Raw genomic sequence first — 16,289 nt, forward strand, 5'->3', positions numbered from 1 at the left:
AACAAAGTTCGACCACTGTTGCTATCCAACACCAAAAACAATAATGACAACAGGGCGACCTGATAATGAATGACATCGCTGCCGTAGCAGGACAATTGGCAAGACTCAGGGAATCCCTTCAGCAGAAACAGCTGGAACTCGACGGCGTGCTGTCGTTTTCCGATGCAGAGCGTGCCCGCGGCATCCAGTTTATCAACAAGTTGATGCTCTCCTGCCGTGGCTTCGACCGCGAGCTGGACAATCGCTTCGCCAAGCTCAAGCAGAAACTGGATAACAATCCCGCATTTACCTCGCTGGACGCCGACCTGCTGGCCATTGAAAAATTGCTGCAGCAGCACAGCAATGCGCTGGAAGAGTCGATCACCCTGACCCAGACCGCCATCGATCTTGGTTCCAAACAGCTGAAAACCATCAAGGGCTTCCCGGAAGAGACCCGCAAGTCCCTCAAGGAATTTCTGGCAAGTCCCGCCGGTTACGGCATTGCCGATCACCAGAAGAAGGTGATCAAGCTGCTGGAGTTCTACCAGCAGGCGATCAAGATCCAGCTGCTGCCAAGTCAGCCCCTGTTGGCACCGTCAGGTGCAACTCAACAAGAAAGCGATACTGCCAGCAACGATGGTCAGCCAGATGTCGACCCGTTTGATCTCAAGGATCACGCTCGCATCGCCGATGAGCTGCAGCGACTTATCACCGAACTCGACTTTGCCGGCGCCATCGGCGAGAGCCTGAGCGATATTCGCCGTCAGCTGCTGATCGGGATCAACCCTGCCCTGCTGGCGGAAACCTGCCTGCAGGTGATCGAGCTCATCATCGAAGGCACCCGTGAGGAGCGCAAAGCCTCCCGCGCCTTCCTCAGCTCCCTCAACGAGAGCCTGTCCGCGGTACATGTCGGGTTTACCGAATCCCTCGATGAGGGGCGCGCGCTGCAAAACGAAACCCGAGAGACCCGCGAGGCGCTGGTCAACGAGTTGCAGGCGATCGATCACTCACTGGCCAGCCATAACTCCATCGATGCGCTCAAGCGCGCCATCTCCGGCCATATGGGCGCCATCAACCTGCTGCTGCAAGAGCGTGACAGCACGGCGGCGCGGGAGCGTCACCTGCTCACCCGCCTCTCCACCATGGAGTCCAAGCTGCGCTTGATGAAGGAGGAGACCGCCGAGTACAAGAAGCGGCTGACCATTCAAAAACACAAGCTGTTCCTCGACAGCCTGACTCAGGTACACAACCGGGCCGCCCTCGATGAACGGCTGGAGCAGGAGTACAAACGTTGGCTTCGTTACCGCACTCCGCTCTGCATGGCGATCATCGACATCGATCACTTCAAGAATATCAATGACAACTACGGCCATATGGCGGGTGACAAGGCGCTGAAAGTAGTCGCCAAGGCGCTGCAGAGTGCGTTGCGTGACACAGATTTCATCGCCCGTTTTGGTGGGGAAGAGTTCGTGGTGTTGCTGCCCAACATCAACCCGGACAAGTTCCAGAAGCCGCTGGAGACCCTGCGCCAGACCATCAAGAGTATCCCGTTCCGTTTTCGCGATGCCAAGGTGGAGATCACCATCTCCATCGGCGCAACCCTGTTCAAGGATGGGGACAACCCGTCAGATGTCTTTGAACGAGCAGACAAGGCGCTCTACCACTCCAAGAACACCGGTCGGGATCAAGTGACACTGGCCTGACAAGCGACTAAAAAAACAGCGAACAGTCGTCGCCCTATTTCCCTCCACCCTCTGTTACCACTACTATCGATCTCAGGGGATGCAACATAGCGTCCCCTTTTCTCCCCAGGGAAAAACACAACGATAACAAGTGAGTAAAGGGGAACCTATGATTACGCACATCAATCCCGTCGGCAGCATGGATTTGCTGTCACAGCTTGAGGTGGATCGCCTCAAGCAGACTGCCTCCAGCGATATCTATCAACTGTTTCGCAACTGCTCGCTGGCAGTGCTCAATTCCGGTAGCCATACCGACAGCTCCAAGGAGATCCTGGAGCGCTTCAAATCGTTCGATATTCATGTGATCCGGCGCGAGCGCGGGGTCAAGCTGGAACTGTTCAATGCCCCCGAGCACGCCTTTGTCGATGGCGAGATCATTCGCGGCATTCAGGAGCACCTCTTCTCGGTGCTGCGCGACATTCTCTATGTCTCCAATCAGCTCGAGTCCAACCGCCAGGTCAATCTGACCAACTCCACTCATATCTCCAACGTGGTGTTCGCCATCCTGCGCAACGCCAAGGTGATCCTGCCCGGCGCCGATCCCAACCTGATCGTCTGCTGGGGTGGCCACTCCATCAACGAGATCGAGTACCAGTACACCCGCGCCGTGGGCAGCGAGCTGGGCTTGCGTGAGCTGAACATCTGTACCGGTTGCGGTCCGGGTGCCATGGAGGGCCCGATGAAGGGGGCCGCCGTCGGCCATGCCAAACAGCGGGTGCGCAACGGGCGCTACATCGGCCTCACAGAGCCTTCCATCATTGCGGCCGAACCGCCCAACCCCATCGTCAACGAGCTGGTGATCCTGCCGGATATCGAGAAACGGCTGGAAGCCTTCGTGCGTCTGGGCCACGGCATCATTATCTTCCCGGGCGGGGTCGGCACCGCCGAAGAGCTGCTCTATCTGCTCGGCATCATGATGCATCCGGCCAACGAGCGGCAGCCGATGCCCATCATCCTGACCGGCCCGAAAGAGAGTGCCGACTACTTCCGTGCCATCGACGACTTCATCAAGGCGACCCTGGGTGAACCGGCGACCAAGCTCTACCGGATCATTGTCGGCGATGCACCGGAAGTGGCCAGAGTGATGAAAGAGGCGATGCCGAAAATCCGCGAATACCGCAAATCGGTCGGCGATGCCTACTCCTTCAACTGGTCCCTCAAGATTGAGCCGGAGTTCCAGCTCCCCTTCGAACCGGATCACGCCAGCATGGCCAGTCTGGATCTGCACCGCAACCAGCCGCCCCAGTTGCTGGCCGCCAACCTGCGTCGTGCCTTCTCCGGCATCGTCGCCGGCAACGTCAAGGAAGGGGGCATTCGCGCCATCGAGAAGAAAGGCCCCTTCAAACTGCACGGTGACAAGGAGCTGATGCACCTGATGGACAAGCTGCTGGAGAGCTTCGTCAAGCAGCAGCGGATGAAGCTGCCGGGCAGCCAGTATGTGCCCTGCTACGAAATCGTCCGCTAGGGTACGACAGCCACATCATCGACAGAGGGGCGCATCGGCGCCCCTCTTTATTGGCGCTATACCTTCCCGACCGCCATCAATCCCCCATAAGGCGAGCGGTTTGTTACAATGGGGCGTCCCGACCGCCAAGAGTGCCCCATGTCAACTATCCGGCCACACCTGCTCATCATCGATGCCCTCAACCTCATTCGCCGTCTGCACGCGGTACAGGCCCAGCAGGCATTGACACCTGCCCAGGCGCTGGTTGCAACCCGCGCCAACCTTATCAATACCTGCCGCAAGCTGCTGGCCAATAGCGAGCCGACCCATGTCATTGCCGTGTTTGATGGCGAGGTGCATAGCTGGCGCAAAGAGGTCTATCCGGCCTACAAGGCGGGGCGAACCCCCATGCCCCCCGAACTGCGTGAGGGGTTGGCAACCCTGCAGGATGCCTTTTGGGAGTGCGGGGTCGATGCCCTGCTCTCCGAGACCGATGAAGCGGATGATCTCATCGCCACCCTCGCCAGCGGCATCGCCAGCCATGGCCATCAGGCGACCATCATCTCCACCGACAAGGGGTTCTGCCAACTGATCTGCCCGCAGATCCGGGTGCGCGACTACTTCAACAAGCGCTGGCTGGATGCCGCCTTCGTCCAGCAGCAATATGGGGTAGCCCCTGCTCAGCTGGTCGACTTCTGGGCCCTGACCGGTATCAGCGGTTCCAATATCAAGGGGGTTCCGGGGATCGGCCCCAAGACCGCCACCCAGCTGTTGCAGCAATATGGCAATCTGGCAGCCATGCTCGAAGCCTGCCAGCAAGAGGACGCCGCCAAGCCATTGCTCAAGCTGCGCCAGCATCAGGATGAGGCCCTGCTGGCCCAGCGGCTGGTGCGCTTGCAGCGGGATATTGTGCTGGGATTCAACCTGCGGGACATCCGCTACCCGCCCCAGCCAGACTAAAGTGCCGAACAAAAATGCAGGCAAGGGCGTGAACCATGACGAGACTCACCCTCGCTGTTGATAAAAGTGAGTAGAATGTAAAGGAATGTGGTTGGTTTGCTGAGTAAATGCTATAAAGCAGCCCCATCCTCCCCTATACCCTGGAAGTGGAACCCTCTCATGTCCAAAAGAAAAATTACCGTGATCCCCGGCGATGGCATCGGCCCCAGCATCATTGAATCAGCCATCCAGATCCTGACCCATGCGGGCTGTGACTTTGAGTACGAATACGCTGATGCGGGTCTGGTTGCCCTCGAGAAGCATGGTGAGCTGCTGCCCCAGGCCACCCTGGATCTGATTGAGAAGAACAAGGTGAGCCTGAAAGGGCCATTGACCACGCCGGTCGGCGGCGGTTTTACCTCCATCAACGTCTCCCTGCGCAAGAAGTTCAACCTCTACGCCAACGTGCGTCCGGTCATCTCCTTCAAGGGCACCAGAAGCCGTTACGACAACATCGACATCATCACTGTGCGTGAAAACACCGAAGGGATGTACTCGGGTGCAGGTCAGAAGCGCAGCGATGACAACAAGAGTGCCGAGGCGATGAGCATCATCACCCGCGAAGGGGCCGAGCGCATCGTCAAGTTCGCCTTCGAGCTGGCTCGTCAGGAAGGGCGCAAGAAGGTCACCATCATCCACAAGGCAAACATCCTCAAGTCGACCTCCGGCCTGTTCCTCGAAGTGGCCCGTGAAATCGCCAGCCACTACCCGGATATCCAGAGCGAAGAGATGATCGTCGATGCCGCCTGCATGAACCTGGTGATGTATCCGGAGCGTTTCGATGTCATGGTCACTACCAACCTGTTCGGCGACATCCTCTCGGATCTCTGCGCCGGTCTGGTCGGCGGGCTGGGCATGGCGCCAGGTGCCAACATCGGCGATGGCGCCGCCATTTTCGAGGCGGTCCATGGCTCTGCGCCCGACATCGCAGGCAAGAACATTGCCAACCCGACCTCGGTAATCCTCGCCTCCATCCAGATGCTGGAGTACCTCGGCATGCAGGATAAGGCCGAGCGGATCCTCGAGGCAGTACGAGCCACCATCGAATCCGGTGATCGGGTCACACGAGATCTGGGCGGCACGGCCTCCACCAGCGAATTCACCCAGGCAATCATCGATCGGCTGTGAGTTAATTCATTGATTTAAAAAGGGAGCTTCGGCTCCCTTTTTTATGTTTCCGAATCCTTTGCCACTCCCCAAACAGCAACTATGTTCAATAGAGAAGAAGAACAGGGAGTGTTTTTCATGAAGGGATACGAGTGCTATCTGGTGTCGGGTCTGCTGCTGGTGTGTGGCACTGCCAGTGCTTTTGAGCAGGATCAACAGACCCAAACCGCCAAGCTGCCGCAGCAGGAAAAACGGACTGCCACCGAGGTATGGCGCTCGAGCCTGGATACCAACGATCTGCTGAAAGCCCCCAAGCCCCTCTCGTTCGGCATAGAGGTCTCCACCGACAACTTCGGCAACCAGAAGATCACCTCCTACCCGCAGCTCAATCTGACCCCGGAAAAGAGCGTCAGTCTGTCGGTTGAACGCTTCAGACCCAAGGTCAAGTTCAAGGCTGGCGGCATGAACACCGCCCTCAGGCTGAGAGGAGACGGGATAAAGATGCAATTCAATCCGGTCGACAAAACCATCCCGCTGCAGATCGAGATCAAGGTGACCGACGACGAATCTTCCCTGCGCCTCGATTACCGTTTCTGATTCTCCAAACCCCCGAATAGCAAAAGGCCGACAGGTTTCCCTGTCGGCCTTGGTATTTATCGTAAGGACAAAACGGCTACATCACGCCTTGGGCTCGAGTTTGGAAACCCAGTACTTGTTGTAAACATGCACGGTGATCTCTTCCCGATCGTGATAGAGCTGCTTGGCCTGGATCACAAACGCGTTGTCGATCTCCTTGAGCATCTCGCGCAATACCTCGATATTGTGCACCGACTCGGCATAACGCTTCTTCATCGGCAGCTTGAGGTTAAACATCGCCTCCTGGCAGTCGCCCTCACGGAACCAGTCTGCAATCATGTGAACGACCCGCGCCGGTTTATCGACCATGTCGCACACCAGCCAGTAGGTGTTCTTCTTGCTCGGACGCCAGACGAAACCGTCATCCCGGATATGCTTGACCTGACCAGTATCCATCAGGGATTGGGCCATCATGCCGTTGTCGACCGCCGTCACCATCATGCCACGGCGCACCAGCTGATAGGTCCAGCCACCCGGGCAAGCCCCCAGATCCACCGCCTTCATGCCGGAGCAGAGACGCACATCCCACTCTTCCCGCGGCACGAACACGTAAAACGCCTCCTCCAGCTTGAGGCTGGAGCGGCTCGGTGCATCGGCCGGGAAGCGCAGGCGCGGGATCCCCATATGGAATCCGGAGTTGTTGAAGGAGTAGGAGTAACCCAGCAACACATGATCATTGGCCATGAAGAAGGCGTGGAACACTGGACGGTTTGGCGTCTCCTTCTTGGTCAGGATCTCGTTACTGCGCAGCGCCTGACGAAGCGGCACGGTGAACTTGCGGCAGAAGGCCGACAGCTCTTTCGCTTCGTTGGTATCCGCTGTTTCGACCCACAGATCGCCGCAAATGGTGTAGTCACTCACCGCCTCGATGATGGGGGAGATCCTGTCCGCGACATCCAGCTCCTTCAGCTCATGGGTCACCACCAACATCTGACGAATGAAGATGAGCTCCCGGAACGGCAGCTTGCGAGCCAGCAGGTCCGCCTGCTCCTCGTCATACAGTTCGAAGATCACATAACCGCTGTCGTCCTTGACCCGGGCGAAACCGTAGCACTGCATGTTACCGGCACGCTCGGTGATCTCTGCAGCCGCTTCTTTCTCAAAACCGGGGCGGCAATAAAGCAGCAGATTATTCATTTTTTCCTCCAAGACGACAGCCGGCCCAGATCAAAGCCGCCCATCCCAACATAAAACAGAGGCCACCGGCCGGGGTAATCAACCCCAGCCCCTTGCTGCCAAGCAGCACCATGGCGTAAATACTGCCGGAGAATCCGATGATCCCCAGCACAAAAGCGGTGCCAGCCAGGTGGATCACCCTGCTGCGCACACCACACCAGCCCAGAACCAGCAGGGCCAATGCGTGAAAAAACTGATATTGCACGGCGGTATTGAACGCCGCCAAACGCTCGGGCGTAATGCCGGTCGCCGCCAATCCATGGGCGCCATAAGCCCCCAGCATGGTGGCCGTTAACCCGAAGAGACCGGCCAGTATCAGCCAATGTCGATGGATCTGCATCCTCACTCTCCCTCTCTCATCACGGCTGGCAATAAAACCAACCCTATAGTGCTATCCGTGCCGAGCCACAAAATGGCTGATGGCCGCCGCTGCATGCTGCATATTCTCCTGCTCACTCACGCCACTGGCTTTACGCGGTTTGAAACCATGATCACCATCGGTCAACCAATGGACCGATACGGCGGGTGAGAAGGGGAAATCGGCCAGTTCGGCGCGACTACCGAAGGTATCGCGCTCCCCCTGCAACAGCAGGGTTGGCACTGCAATATGCTTGAGTACCTCGCCTCGCCAGCTGTCGGGCTTGGCCGGAGGGTGGAAAGGATACCCGAGAATGAGCAATCCTGCAGCATTCATCTCACCCTCGCCTTCACGATACAGTTCCACCGCCATCCGCCCGCCCATCGACTTGCCTGCCAGAAACAGCCGTGGATGGGCAAACTCGCGGATCATGTCACGCCAATGGGCGAGTAGCACAGGCGCCCTGTCCGGCGGGCGTCGCTTGCCATCCTGTGCTCGCCTGGTCATGTAGGGAAAGTTGAAGCGCACCACTTCGATGTCGGGGCCAGCCAACAGGCGTGACAACTCTGCAAGAAAGGCATGATCCATCCCTGCACCCGCTCCGTGGGCCAGCAAAATGCGAACGGGGGCATCAATTGCCCCCTCGCGGATCACCTCAGGCATCGGCGAGCCTTGCCCTGCGACGCGCCTCTTCCTGCTCCACCAGCTCCAGCATCCAGTCACGGAAGGCAACGATCTTGCCCTGATCAGACTGTTGCTCCTGGCACACCAGATAGAAAGCATTTTTGCTCACCAGCACCTGCTCGAACGGGCAGATAAGGCGGCCGGCCTCAATCTCGGGTTGTGCCAGCACGCTGTGGCCAAGCGCCACCCCCTGGCCGTGGATCGCCGCCTGGATCACCATGGTTGAGTGGCTGAAGATGGGCCCCTGATTGACGTTGGGTGCATCGATATCGAGCTGGCGGAACCAGGCCTTCCAGTCGCGGCGGGAGGTATCGTGCAGCAGGGTATGAAGAGTCAAATCTTGCGGCGTACGCAGTGGCTTGGGCCCGGTCAGCAGCAAGGGGGAGCAGACCGGGATCAGGTATTCGGTATGCAGCTTGTCCGAGCGCAGACCCGGCCAGTTGCCGCGCCCGTAGTAGATGGCCACATCTACATCGTCGGTGAGCGACCCTTCATCGAGGTCGACCGCCTTGATCCGCACGTCGATATCGGGGTGGCGCTCGCTGAACTTGACCAGCCGCGGCACCAGCCACTGGATGGCGAAACTCGGCTGCAAACTGACAGTCAACGCCCCCTTGGCACTACGAGCCAGCAGCTTGTCGGTCGCCTCTGAGATGGAGGCAAAGATGTCCTTGATATCCAGGAAATAGCCCTGCCCCTCTTCGGTCAACAACAAGGAGCGGTTTTTGCGGCGGAACAACTTGATGCCAAGATACTCCTCCAGCGCCTTGATCTGGTGACTGATGGCAGCCTGAGTCACAAACAACTCTTCTGCTGCGCGGGTAAAGCTTAAGTGACGAGCCGCTGCTTCAAAGGCCTTGAGGGCATTGAGCGGGGGTAAACGACGAGACATGACACCAGCCGACGATGAGTTTTTCTAATGGGGCGCATTATAATTTGTCGGTTGCGGGTCGACCAGTGAATAAACATAATTCGCCCAGCAATCAGTCGTCATATGGCTCACATTTTCTACTACGTGTTGGTTTACATGTGTTTTTAGTGAGTCTTTCGACTGTGATTGTGGTGTTGTGTTTCTTCCTCTGCGGGAAGAGGGGCTCAAATCTCACCGGTTTGACCCAGTCTGTCATCTGAATGTGTTTGGCGCCTCCAGCTGGATGGCGCCTTTTTTCATCCCTTCTATACCTTGAACTGCCCCACCAGCTGCTGCTGCTTGTCCGCCAGCGCAGAGAGCTCGCGACCATTTTCGGCGGAGGTCGCCGCCTCAGCCCGAATGGTGTGGCTCACATCGCGAATGTTGCTGACGTTGCGGTTTATCTCGTCCGCCACCCGGCTCTGCTCCTGCGCCGCCCGGGCAATCTGCTCGTTCATCTGATGGATGGTGGAGACCGACTGGATAATCTGCTCCAGCACCTGCACGGAGAGATCCACCTTGGCGAGGGTCTCGTCAGCCTGTCCGTGACCATCGCGGATCGCCTTGACCACGGCGCCGGTACCGGATTGCAGTTGGCTGATCAGGGTCTGGATCTCGACGATGGCATTCTGGGTGCGACCGGCCAGATTACGCACCTCATCGGCCACCACGGCAAAGCCACGACCCTGTTCACCGGCCCGCGCAGCCTCGATGGCCGCATTGAGCGCCAGCAAGTTGGTCTGCTCGGCAATTCCCTGAATCACGGTGAGAATATCGTTGATGTTGTCGCTGTTGGCGGAGAGTCGCTCCACCACCGGCTGGGCATCGTTGATGATGGTCATCAGCTTGCGCATCGCCTCCTGGGTGTCGGCAACGACATATTTGCCCTCTTGCGCCGCGGCATCAGTGGTGTTGGCAGCTGCCACCGCCGAGCCGGCATTACCGGAGACCTGCAACGCCGTGGCGCTCAGCTCTTCAAATGCCGTCGCCACCAGATCGATCTCCTGATACTGGGCCTGCATGCCGCTGCTGGTGCGCTCGGCCACCTGCGCGGCCCGCTCGGCACTGTTGCGCGTACCGGAGACGGTATCAATCACCTGACTGATGGTGGATTGCAACTTGTTGAGGAAGCTGTTGAACCACTTGGCCAGCTCGCCGATCTCGTCTTGCCGCTGGATCTCGATACGCTGGGTCAAATCCCCCTCACCACTGGCGATATCCTTGAGACGGGCAACTACAGCGCGGATGGGCGCCACAATCTGGCGCGCCATCAACCAGATAAAACTCAGGGCAACCAGCGAGATCAGCCCCCCGATTGACAGCTGCGAGACCACGCTGCGATTGGCTTCACTGGCCAGCTCATCTTGCAGTTGCTGGGCCGAGGCCAGCACTACGGCCCGTGGCAATTCAATGTAGATGCCCCATTTACGGTCGGTGCCACGCATAGATACCGGGACAAAGGTCTGCAACAGGGCGCCGTCGCTGCTCCAGCGAGTCAGCTCCTGACCCTGACTGAGCCAGCCTTTCAGCTCGCTGGCCAGCCCCTGATACTTCTGATCCAGCCCGCGCCCCATGGTCACATCGAACTCATCGGCTCCCGCCACGCGCCCCTCGTGACTGACCAGCAAGATTCTGCCCTTGCCGTCATAGAGCTCTTTGTCCATGGTACTGACCAGACTCTGCAAAGTGGCCAGCGAGATATCGACCCCGACCATCCCCAGCAAGGTCTCCTGCTCCAGCAGCGGGACCGTCACCGAGGTCATCAATATCTGTTTATCGCCCACATCGTCCAGATAGGGCTCCAGCAGGCAGAGGGCACGGGTGCGAATACTGCAGCGATACCACTCGTTTTCGATGCCACCAGCCTCGGTCGGGCTCTCATCGGCCAGTACATCCTCATTCTGCACTTCCGGCTCTATCTTGCCGTTGTCATAGGCCCAGTAACTGGAAAAACGCCCCTTGTCGTTGGAACCCAGCGCCGTGGAGCCCTGATAGTTGCTGTCTTCCCCATCCAGCTGATCAGGTTCGAACACCGCATAGACACCAAGCAGATTGGTCGATGAGGCAACGGCATCGTGCAGTTGCTGATTGACGGCGCTGCGCAGCGCCTCCGAATGGACAAAGTTCTCGGCCGCATTCTTGCGCTGGAACAACACGCTCTCGGCCAGCAAACTGGCGCGGAAATAGGCTTCATCGAGATAGCTTGTCACCTTGGCCGCCTGCTCCGAACCCATCGCCTTCATCCAGTTCTCGGCTGACTGCTGCGCCTCGTGCATGGTGGCTTGCCGCACCTGCTGTTGCATCTTGTTCGCGTTGTAAATCGAAGAGGCAACCAGAGCGGCGGCTGTCACCAACAGACAGCAACCGGCGATCAGGGTAATCCGACCCTGGACAGAAAGAGCGCTCATACCAATATTCCTACGTCATATAGATATGGATAGATTATCGACTTTATAAACAAAAACTTAACTCTCTCACAGCAAATCCAGCGAGAGTTGATTAACTTCACCCTCTTTTGGCAAACCCACCACCAAGCCCAGCAGACGAACCGAACGCCCTTGCGCCCGCTGTAGCCCCTCTTTGAGTAGAGGAACGAACAGGGCTGGCTGATAGCCACCCTGACTGCGATAAACGGTGGTCTGGTGGAAGTCGGCAAACTTGAGTTTAATCCCCTGCCCCATCACCTGCTCGGCAGGACACGCCAGCTGAAATCGCCGCTCCAGCTCCGGCAACAGTTGCTGCAATACCGTCAGGCAAGCGGCTTCGTCACAAACATCGTTCGCCAGGGTGGTCTCCACCCCGATGGTTTTGCGGATCCGGTGCGCCTGCACCGGCTGTTCATCCAGCCCCCAGATCCGGGTCGTCAGCATCTCCCCCAGCTTGCCAAAACGGCTGCACAGCTCTTGTGCCGACAAAGCCCGCGCATCCTCACAGGTGTAAAGCCCCTGCGCCTCCAGCCGCTGGGCAGTCTTGCGCCCCACCCCAGGCAGTTTGCCGAGGGGCAACTGGCAAACAAATTCGGCCACTTCGTCGGGACGAATGACAAACAGACCATCAGGCTTGCGCTGCTCCGAGGCGAGCTTGGCGAGAAACTTGTTGGGGGCCACTCCGGCCGAGGCGGTCAATCCCAGTTCGGTGACGATGGCTTGCCGGATCTCTTGTGCCATCAGGGTGGCGCTACCGCCACAACAGCGACTGTGGGTCACATCGAGGTAAGCCTCGTCCAGCGACAGCGGTTCAACCTGATCGGTATAGCGCAGGAAAATGGCCCTGAGCTGACGGGAGATATCCTTGTACACCGCCATTCGCCCCGGGATCAGTACCAACGGCGGGCAGAGTTTTTTCGCCAGTGCGCTCGGCATGGCGGAGCGCACACCGAACCGGCGCGCCACATAGTTGCAGGTCGAGATGACGCCGCGCCGCTCGGAGGCCCCACCGATGGCTAGCGGCACCTCCCGCAACGCAGGATTGTCCCGCATCTCCACCGCGGCAAAAAAGCAGTCCATGTCGATATGGATGATCTTGCGCATACCACTGTATAAATAAACAGACATGGCATCATCTTACCCCAAGGATAACCGCAGCTCTATCTCTCTCGTTGCGGCTAAAATAGTAGACTCCAGGGAGACCTTTACTACCACAATGACAAGGAGCGTTCGGGATGAAATATCTTTGGCTGGGACTCTGTTTGCTGCCGTTGACCGGCATCGGCAAGAACAACCCGACAGCAGAGTGCCGCTGGCTGTACGACCGGATTGAGATACTGGAACAGGCCATCAAGAAAGGGGACAAGCTCGGCACAGAGCAAGAATTGGCACGCTGGAAAACTGAGTACAACAAAAAACAGTGCTCACAGTATGACTACTGAGCCGGACAAGATGGCGTGACCGACAACGGCAGATAACAAACGGGCCCCGATCAAGATGACCGGGGCCCGTTTTTCAAAGTATGGCCAGCTGGATTCAGCAACAGAGTGCGCTCAAGGCAGCACCATAGGGCCAGCGACAGTGGCCGCCACCTCATCCCCACGCAGCATCCGGATCAGTTCAAGCGCAAACTCGATGGCACTGCCCGGCCCCTGACTGGTGATAAGGCGATGAGCCTCATCCCTGACTACCCGCTCACTTGACAGCTGCGATGTCGGTAGTCGGGACTGAAAGCCGGGATGACAGGTGACGATGGCATCACCCAGCAGAGCATGATGTTGCAACACCACCACAGGGGCGGCGCAGATGGCAGCGCGCCAGCGACCAAGAGCGGCCTGCTCTTTGAGCAGATCAATGGCCAGCGGGGTATCGCGGATCACTTCGCTGCCGGGCAGACCACCGGGTACCACGATGGCTTCAAAGTCCCGACGGGTCAGCTCGTCGATATGACAATCGGCCACCAGCTGTACCCCGCGTGACGCTTTTACCTGCCGGGATCCGGCAGGGCAGCAAGAGGCCAGCACCACCTCGATACTTGCGCGCACCAGGGTATCGACAATCGCGACCGTCTCTATCTCTTCCGACCCGGGGGCCACCAGCACCAGTACACTCACGTTCGCCTCCTTGCTGCTTGCTCTGCCATGTAACGGATCAGACGGCCTGACTCTTCTCTTTGATCGCCTGATAGAGACCCTGATTGACCGGTACGGCAATGCCATGCCGAGCAGCCTTGGCCAGCAGGAAACCAGTGATGGCCTCAATCTCGGTCTCGCGTCCCAGCTCCATATCCTGATACATAGAGGAGTAATTGTCAGCGGTCAGTTCCACCACTGTCATCACCCGGCGTTGCAACTCCTCTGCCGTGGTTGCAACTCCTTCGGCGCACATCACATCCGCCACTTCCACGCAGATCTGCTGCAGGGCATCGGCAAAACGGGGGCCTGCCAGTTCGCCATTTTTCAGCTTGTAGAGAGCCGTCAGGGGATTGATGGCACAGTTGATGGCCAGCTTTTGCCACTGGCGCGTCAATACCTGCTCATCCCAGCCAGCCTGCCCCAGTGCCAGCGCCAGCTCGTCCGCGAGCGCGGCATGGGCTTTGGCGGCATCGTTGATCGGACCAAGCCAGGTTTCCCCCTTGCCAGTATGACGGAAGACAAAATGGCCGCACTGCATGGCGCCATGGCTGGTGACACCGGCAATCACCGGATTGTGCGGGAACATCTCGACCACCTGCTCGGCAATGCCCATCCCGTTGTGCAGCAGCACGATCGGCACGCCGGCATCGAGCTTACCCACCAGCGGCGTCAGTGCGGCAATCACCTGACTGGCCTTGGTCATCACCAGCAGACGCTGGATCTTGCCGGGTTTGCTGACAAACCCGCGCTCGATATTGAGCAGCTGGACATGCCCCTCCAGCGAGGTGAAATCGATCCCTGGATGGAGCGTGGACTTATGATGTTCGCGCAACAAGACACGGGTAGATTGACCACTCTGGGTCAGCAGGGAGGCAAAAACGCCGCCGAGGGCGCCACAACCCAACAGTGACCACTTCGGAGTAACGGGTGGAATAACGGGCTGTCGGGAATTTTTTAATCCGCTTGGCATGGTGTGACTCTGTCAGGGTAAGGGTTGCAATCCTCTCAACCTGTTACCGGGGATAAGTGAAGATATCGCTGGTGGACACTAACGGGTCCACCCGTCCTGCGCGCAGGGGATTCTAGCAGAGCAACCCCATCAAAATCAGCAAATTTGCCCGTTTTCTGGTAGATTTGCCCCCCGATAACGCAACATGAGGAGCTCCGGCTATGCCGTCATTCGATATTGTCTCTGAAGTCAAAATGAACGAGGTGTTGAACGCAGTCGACAACGCCAATCGTGAACTGGCCACCCGTTTCGATTTTCGTGGGGTAGAAGCCAGCTTCGAGTTGAACAAGGAAGAGGTAAAACTGGAAGCCGATGCCGATTTCCAGCTCAAGCAGATGGTCGAAATCCTGCGCGGCGCCCTGCTCAAGCGCAACATCGAAAACAGCTCCATGGAAGTGGGTGACTCCGTTCACTCCGGCAAGCGTTTCCACCTGACCGTCAAATTCAAGCAGGGGATCGAGAAAGAGATCGCCAAGAAGCTGGTCAAGCTGATCAAAGACTCCAAGATCAAGGTACAGGTCGCCATCCAGGGTGACGAAGTGCGTGTCACCGGCAAGAAGCGTGATGATCTGCAAGAGACCATGGCACTGGTTCGTGGCGCCGAACTGGGTCAACCGATGCAGTTCCAGAACTTCCGCGACTGATTTATCCACTCAGCCGTGGCGCACTTGATGACTCGCGCCACGCTATCTAAATCGCGGCCATAAAAAAACCGGAGCAGAAGCTCCGGTTTTTTGTACCCCAAGTTTTATTAGAACTTGTAGGTAACAGAGAAGTAGTGGCTGAAGCCGGTGCTCTTCCAAGGAGTACCATCGTATGCAGTGGAACCATCTTTGGTACCATAAGCATCCATAAAGTACTTCAGACCGTAACCAACGGCATAACGATCGGAGTGCCAGTAGATACCATGGAAAGTAGCCAGGTTATCGCTGGTACGGTCAGCACGATCGTGAGTATCCAGATCGAATTGATAATCCAGATAGCCCTGGTAGGAGACAAAGCTGCCATTACCGAAGGTGTAGAAGGGCTTGAACCAGTTCATGGAGAACTGATAACCGTTCCAGTCGCCTTCTTCCTCAGTAAAGAACTGGTTCTCTGTGGAATGACGGGCATACAGGTTCATGCCTACCTTGCCAAACCAGGGAACCATCACATCGGCGCCCAGACCAATCTGGTTTTCCATCTGCTTGTCGCCGACGTTGTTCAGGTTGGCAATGTAGAGCTCTTGCACAGGACCAAAGGAGAGATCTTTACCGGTCAAAGCATCCAGAGACATGCGCGGCGCAAACTTCATGAACAGGTTCTGACCATGGTGTTTGTTGCTGTGGCGGGAGTCGAAAATATCGAATACGTCGACATAGCCGTACAGATCAAACAGGCCAGAGCGACCACCGAATTCCATTTCAAAATAGGTATCGTTGTAGTCCTCTTCACCGGTTGTGAAAGGACGCTGGTCGATGGTGTGCATTACGTTGAACTGCATCCACTTGTAATCATTCTTGTGGATATCACCGCTGTAGTCAGCAGCGAAGGCCGGGGTAGCGGCAGCAGCCAGCAGACCGGCAGCGATCAGAGTCTTGGTAAATTTGGCCATTTTATTGGTCTCTTGTGCGTTAGTTGAGGTTTTCCGTAGCCTGCCCACAAGGAGCGAGAGGGATTCTAATCAAATAAAATTGGGGGTGAA

At 57.6% G+C, this 16,289-nt stretch carries 16 protein-coding genes; 7 read left to right on the top strand and 9 right to left on the bottom strand.

All coding sequences use genetic code 11. The features are described 5' to 3' along the window. Positions 1 to 65 precede the first annotated feature (65 nt). From ACTG1P_RS08065 to ACTG1P_RS08085, 5 genes are all read left to right on the top strand, one after another. Positions 66 to 1,682 (top strand): diguanylate cyclase, encoded by a 1,617-nt coding sequence (locus ACTG1P_RS08065; protein ID WP_440000966.1) that lies wholly within the window; start codon positions 66 to 68, stop codon positions 1,680 to 1,682. 148 nt (positions 1,683 to 1,830) lie between these two features. After that, positions 1,831 to 3,186: a nucleotide 5'-monophosphate nucleosidase PpnN gene (gene ppnN, locus ACTG1P_RS08070; protein WP_005338611.1), complete on the top strand. Its 1,356-nt coding sequence runs from the start codon at positions 1,831 to 1,833 to the stop codon at positions 3,184 to 3,186. A 138-nt stretch (positions 3,187 to 3,324) separates the two neighbouring features. After that, positions 3,325 to 4,125: a flap endonuclease Xni gene (gene xni, locus ACTG1P_RS08075; protein WP_440000967.1), complete on the top strand. Its 801-nt coding sequence runs from the start codon at positions 3,325 to 3,327 to the stop codon at positions 4,123 to 4,125. 159 nt (positions 4,126 to 4,284) lie between these two features. Beyond that, positions 4,285 to 5,292 carry an isocitrate dehydrogenase gene (locus ACTG1P_RS08080; protein ID WP_440000968.1) on the top strand — a complete coding sequence of 336 codons (1,008 nt, stop codon included), beginning with the start codon at positions 4,285 to 4,287 and terminating at the stop codon, positions 5,290 to 5,292. A 117-nt stretch (positions 5,293 to 5,409) separates the two neighbouring features. Next, the gene (locus ACTG1P_RS08085; RefSeq protein ID WP_440000969.1) at positions 5,410 to 5,868 is read left to right on the top strand and encodes a hypothetical protein; all 459 of its coding nucleotides are present in this window, start codon (positions 5,410 to 5,412) and stop codon (positions 5,866 to 5,868) included. Between the two features lie 81 nt (positions 5,869 to 5,949). Here ACTG1P_RS08085 and rlmM read toward each other — a convergent pair whose 3' ends face one another. The 6 genes from rlmM to dinB form a co-directional block, all read right to left on the bottom strand. Continuing rightward, a complete protein-coding gene (rlmM, locus tag ACTG1P_RS08090) occupies positions 5,950 to 7,044 on the bottom strand; it encodes a 23S rRNA (cytidine(2498)-2'-O)-methyltransferase RlmM (RefSeq protein WP_440000970.1) in 1,095 nt (364 codons plus the stop codon). Continuing rightward, complete coding sequence (locus tag ACTG1P_RS08095; protein ID WP_005358623.1) at positions 7,037 to 7,423, bottom strand: DUF423 domain-containing protein; 387 nt, start codon at positions 7,421 to 7,423, stop codon at positions 7,037 to 7,039. The genes rlmM and ACTG1P_RS08095 overlap by 8 nt, the downstream gene beginning before the upstream one ends. Before the next feature lie 51 nt (positions 7,424 to 7,474). Continuing rightward, positions 7,475 to 8,104 carry an alpha/beta family hydrolase gene (locus ACTG1P_RS08100; protein WP_440000971.1) on the bottom strand — a complete coding sequence of 210 codons (630 nt, stop codon included), beginning with the start codon at positions 8,102 to 8,104 and terminating at the stop codon, positions 7,475 to 7,477. Continuing rightward, complete coding sequence (locus ACTG1P_RS08105) at positions 8,097 to 9,017, bottom strand: transcriptional regulator GcvA (protein WP_005338622.1); 921 nt, start codon at positions 9,015 to 9,017, stop codon at positions 8,097 to 8,099. The genes ACTG1P_RS08100 and ACTG1P_RS08105 overlap by 8 nt, the downstream gene beginning before the upstream one ends. 284 nt (positions 9,018 to 9,301) lie before the next feature. After that, a complete protein-coding gene (locus tag ACTG1P_RS08110; RefSeq protein ID WP_335865211.1) occupies positions 9,302 to 11,443 on the bottom strand; it encodes a methyl-accepting chemotaxis protein in 2,142 nt (713 codons plus the stop codon). A 66-nt stretch (positions 11,444 to 11,509) separates the two neighbouring features. Continuing rightward, complete coding sequence (gene dinB / locus ACTG1P_RS08115; protein ID WP_440002289.1) at positions 11,510 to 12,565, bottom strand: DNA polymerase IV; 1,056 nt, start codon at positions 12,563 to 12,565, stop codon at positions 11,510 to 11,512. A 131-nt stretch (positions 12,566 to 12,696) separates the two neighbouring features. Here dinB and ACTG1P_RS08120 point away from each other — a divergent pair, with 131 nt between their 5' ends. Continuing rightward, complete coding sequence (locus ACTG1P_RS08120; protein WP_005338629.1) at positions 12,697 to 12,903, top strand: hypothetical protein; 207 nt, start codon at positions 12,697 to 12,699, stop codon at positions 12,901 to 12,903. 111 nt (positions 12,904 to 13,014) lie between these two features. On the opposite strand, the gene ACTG1P_RS08125 is transcribed toward ACTG1P_RS08120, so the two are convergent. Together ACTG1P_RS08125 and ACTG1P_RS08130 are read right to left on the bottom strand one after the other, a co-directional pair. After that, the gene (locus ACTG1P_RS08125; RefSeq protein WP_194496556.1) at positions 13,015 to 13,575 is read right to left on the bottom strand and encodes a DJ-1 family glyoxalase III; all 561 of its coding nucleotides are present in this window, start codon (positions 13,573 to 13,575) and stop codon (positions 13,015 to 13,017) included. A gap of 37 nt (positions 13,576 to 13,612) precedes the next feature. Beyond that, positions 13,613 to 14,566: a ketopantoate reductase family protein gene (locus tag ACTG1P_RS08130; protein WP_201952240.1), complete on the bottom strand. Its 954-nt coding sequence runs from the start codon at positions 14,564 to 14,566 to the stop codon at positions 13,613 to 13,615. 200 nt (positions 14,567 to 14,766) lie between these two features. Between ACTG1P_RS08130 and ACTG1P_RS08135 the strand changes: the two genes are divergently transcribed. Further along, complete coding sequence (locus tag ACTG1P_RS08135; protein ID WP_005338634.1) at positions 14,767 to 15,249, top strand: YajQ family cyclic di-GMP-binding protein; 483 nt, start codon at positions 14,767 to 14,769, stop codon at positions 15,247 to 15,249. 107 nt (positions 15,250 to 15,356) lie between these two features. Here ACTG1P_RS08135 and ACTG1P_RS08140 read toward each other — a convergent pair whose 3' ends face one another. After that, positions 15,357 to 16,199: a nucleoside-specific channel-forming Tsx family protein gene (locus ACTG1P_RS08140; RefSeq protein WP_124930042.1), complete on the bottom strand. Its 843-nt coding sequence runs from the start codon at positions 16,197 to 16,199 to the stop codon at positions 15,357 to 15,359. Positions 16,200 to 16,289 lie beyond the last annotated feature (90 nt).

The sequence above is a fragment of the Aeromonas sp. 11P genome, from assembly GCF_051920165.1.
In the GTDB taxonomy this organism is placed as follows: Bacteria; Pseudomonadota; Gammaproteobacteria; order Enterobacterales; family Aeromonadaceae; genus Aeromonas; species Aeromonas veronii.

Coding starts and splice junctions, on each gene's coding strand:
- ACTG1P_RS08065 (WP_440000966.1), top strand. CDS start 66: ATGAATGACATCGCTGCCGTAGCAGGACAATTGGCAAGACTCAGGGAA.
- ppnN (WP_005338611.1), top strand. CDS start 1,831: ATGATTACGCACATCAATCCCGTCGGCAGCATGGATTTGCTGTCACAG.
- xni (WP_440000967.1), top strand. CDS start 3,325: ATGTCAACTATCCGGCCACACCTGCTCATCATCGATGCCCTCAACCTC.
- ACTG1P_RS08080 (WP_440000968.1), top strand. CDS start 4,285: ATGTCCAAAAGAAAAATTACCGTGATCCCCGGCGATGGCATCGGCCCC.
- ACTG1P_RS08085 (WP_440000969.1), top strand. CDS start 5,410: ATGAAGGGATACGAGTGCTATCTGGTGTCGGGTCTGCTGCTGGTGTGT.
- rlmM (WP_440000970.1), bottom strand. CDS start 7,044: ATGAATAATCTGCTGCTTTATTGCCGCCCCGGTTTTGAGAAAGAAGCG.
- ACTG1P_RS08095 (WP_005358623.1), bottom strand. CDS start 7,423: ATGCAGATCCATCGACATTGGCTGATACTGGCCGGTCTCTTCGGGTTA.
- ACTG1P_RS08100 (WP_440000971.1), bottom strand. CDS start 8,104: ATGCCTGAGGTGATCCGCGAGGGGGCAATTGATGCCCCCGTTCGCATT.
- ACTG1P_RS08105 (WP_005338622.1), bottom strand. CDS start 9,017: ATGTCTCGTCGTTTACCCCCGCTCAATGCCCTCAAGGCCTTTGAAGCA.
- ACTG1P_RS08110 (WP_335865211.1), bottom strand. CDS start 11,443: ATGAGCGCTCTTTCTGTCCAGGGTCGGATTACCCTGATCGCCGGTTGC.
- dinB (WP_440002289.1), bottom strand. CDS start 12,565: ATGCGCAAGATCATCCATATCGACATGGACTGCTTTTTTGCCGCGGTG.
- ACTG1P_RS08120 (WP_005338629.1), top strand. CDS start 12,697: ATGAAATATCTTTGGCTGGGACTCTGTTTGCTGCCGTTGACCGGCATC.
- ACTG1P_RS08130 (WP_201952240.1), bottom strand. CDS start 14,566: ATGCCAAGCGGATTAAAAAATTCCCGACAGCCCGTTATTCCACCCGTT.
- ACTG1P_RS08135 (WP_005338634.1), top strand. CDS start 14,767: ATGCCGTCATTCGATATTGTCTCTGAAGTCAAAATGAACGAGGTGTTG.
- ACTG1P_RS08140 (WP_124930042.1), bottom strand. CDS start 16,199: ATGGCCAAATTTACCAAGACTCTGATCGCTGCCGGTCTGCTGGCTGCT.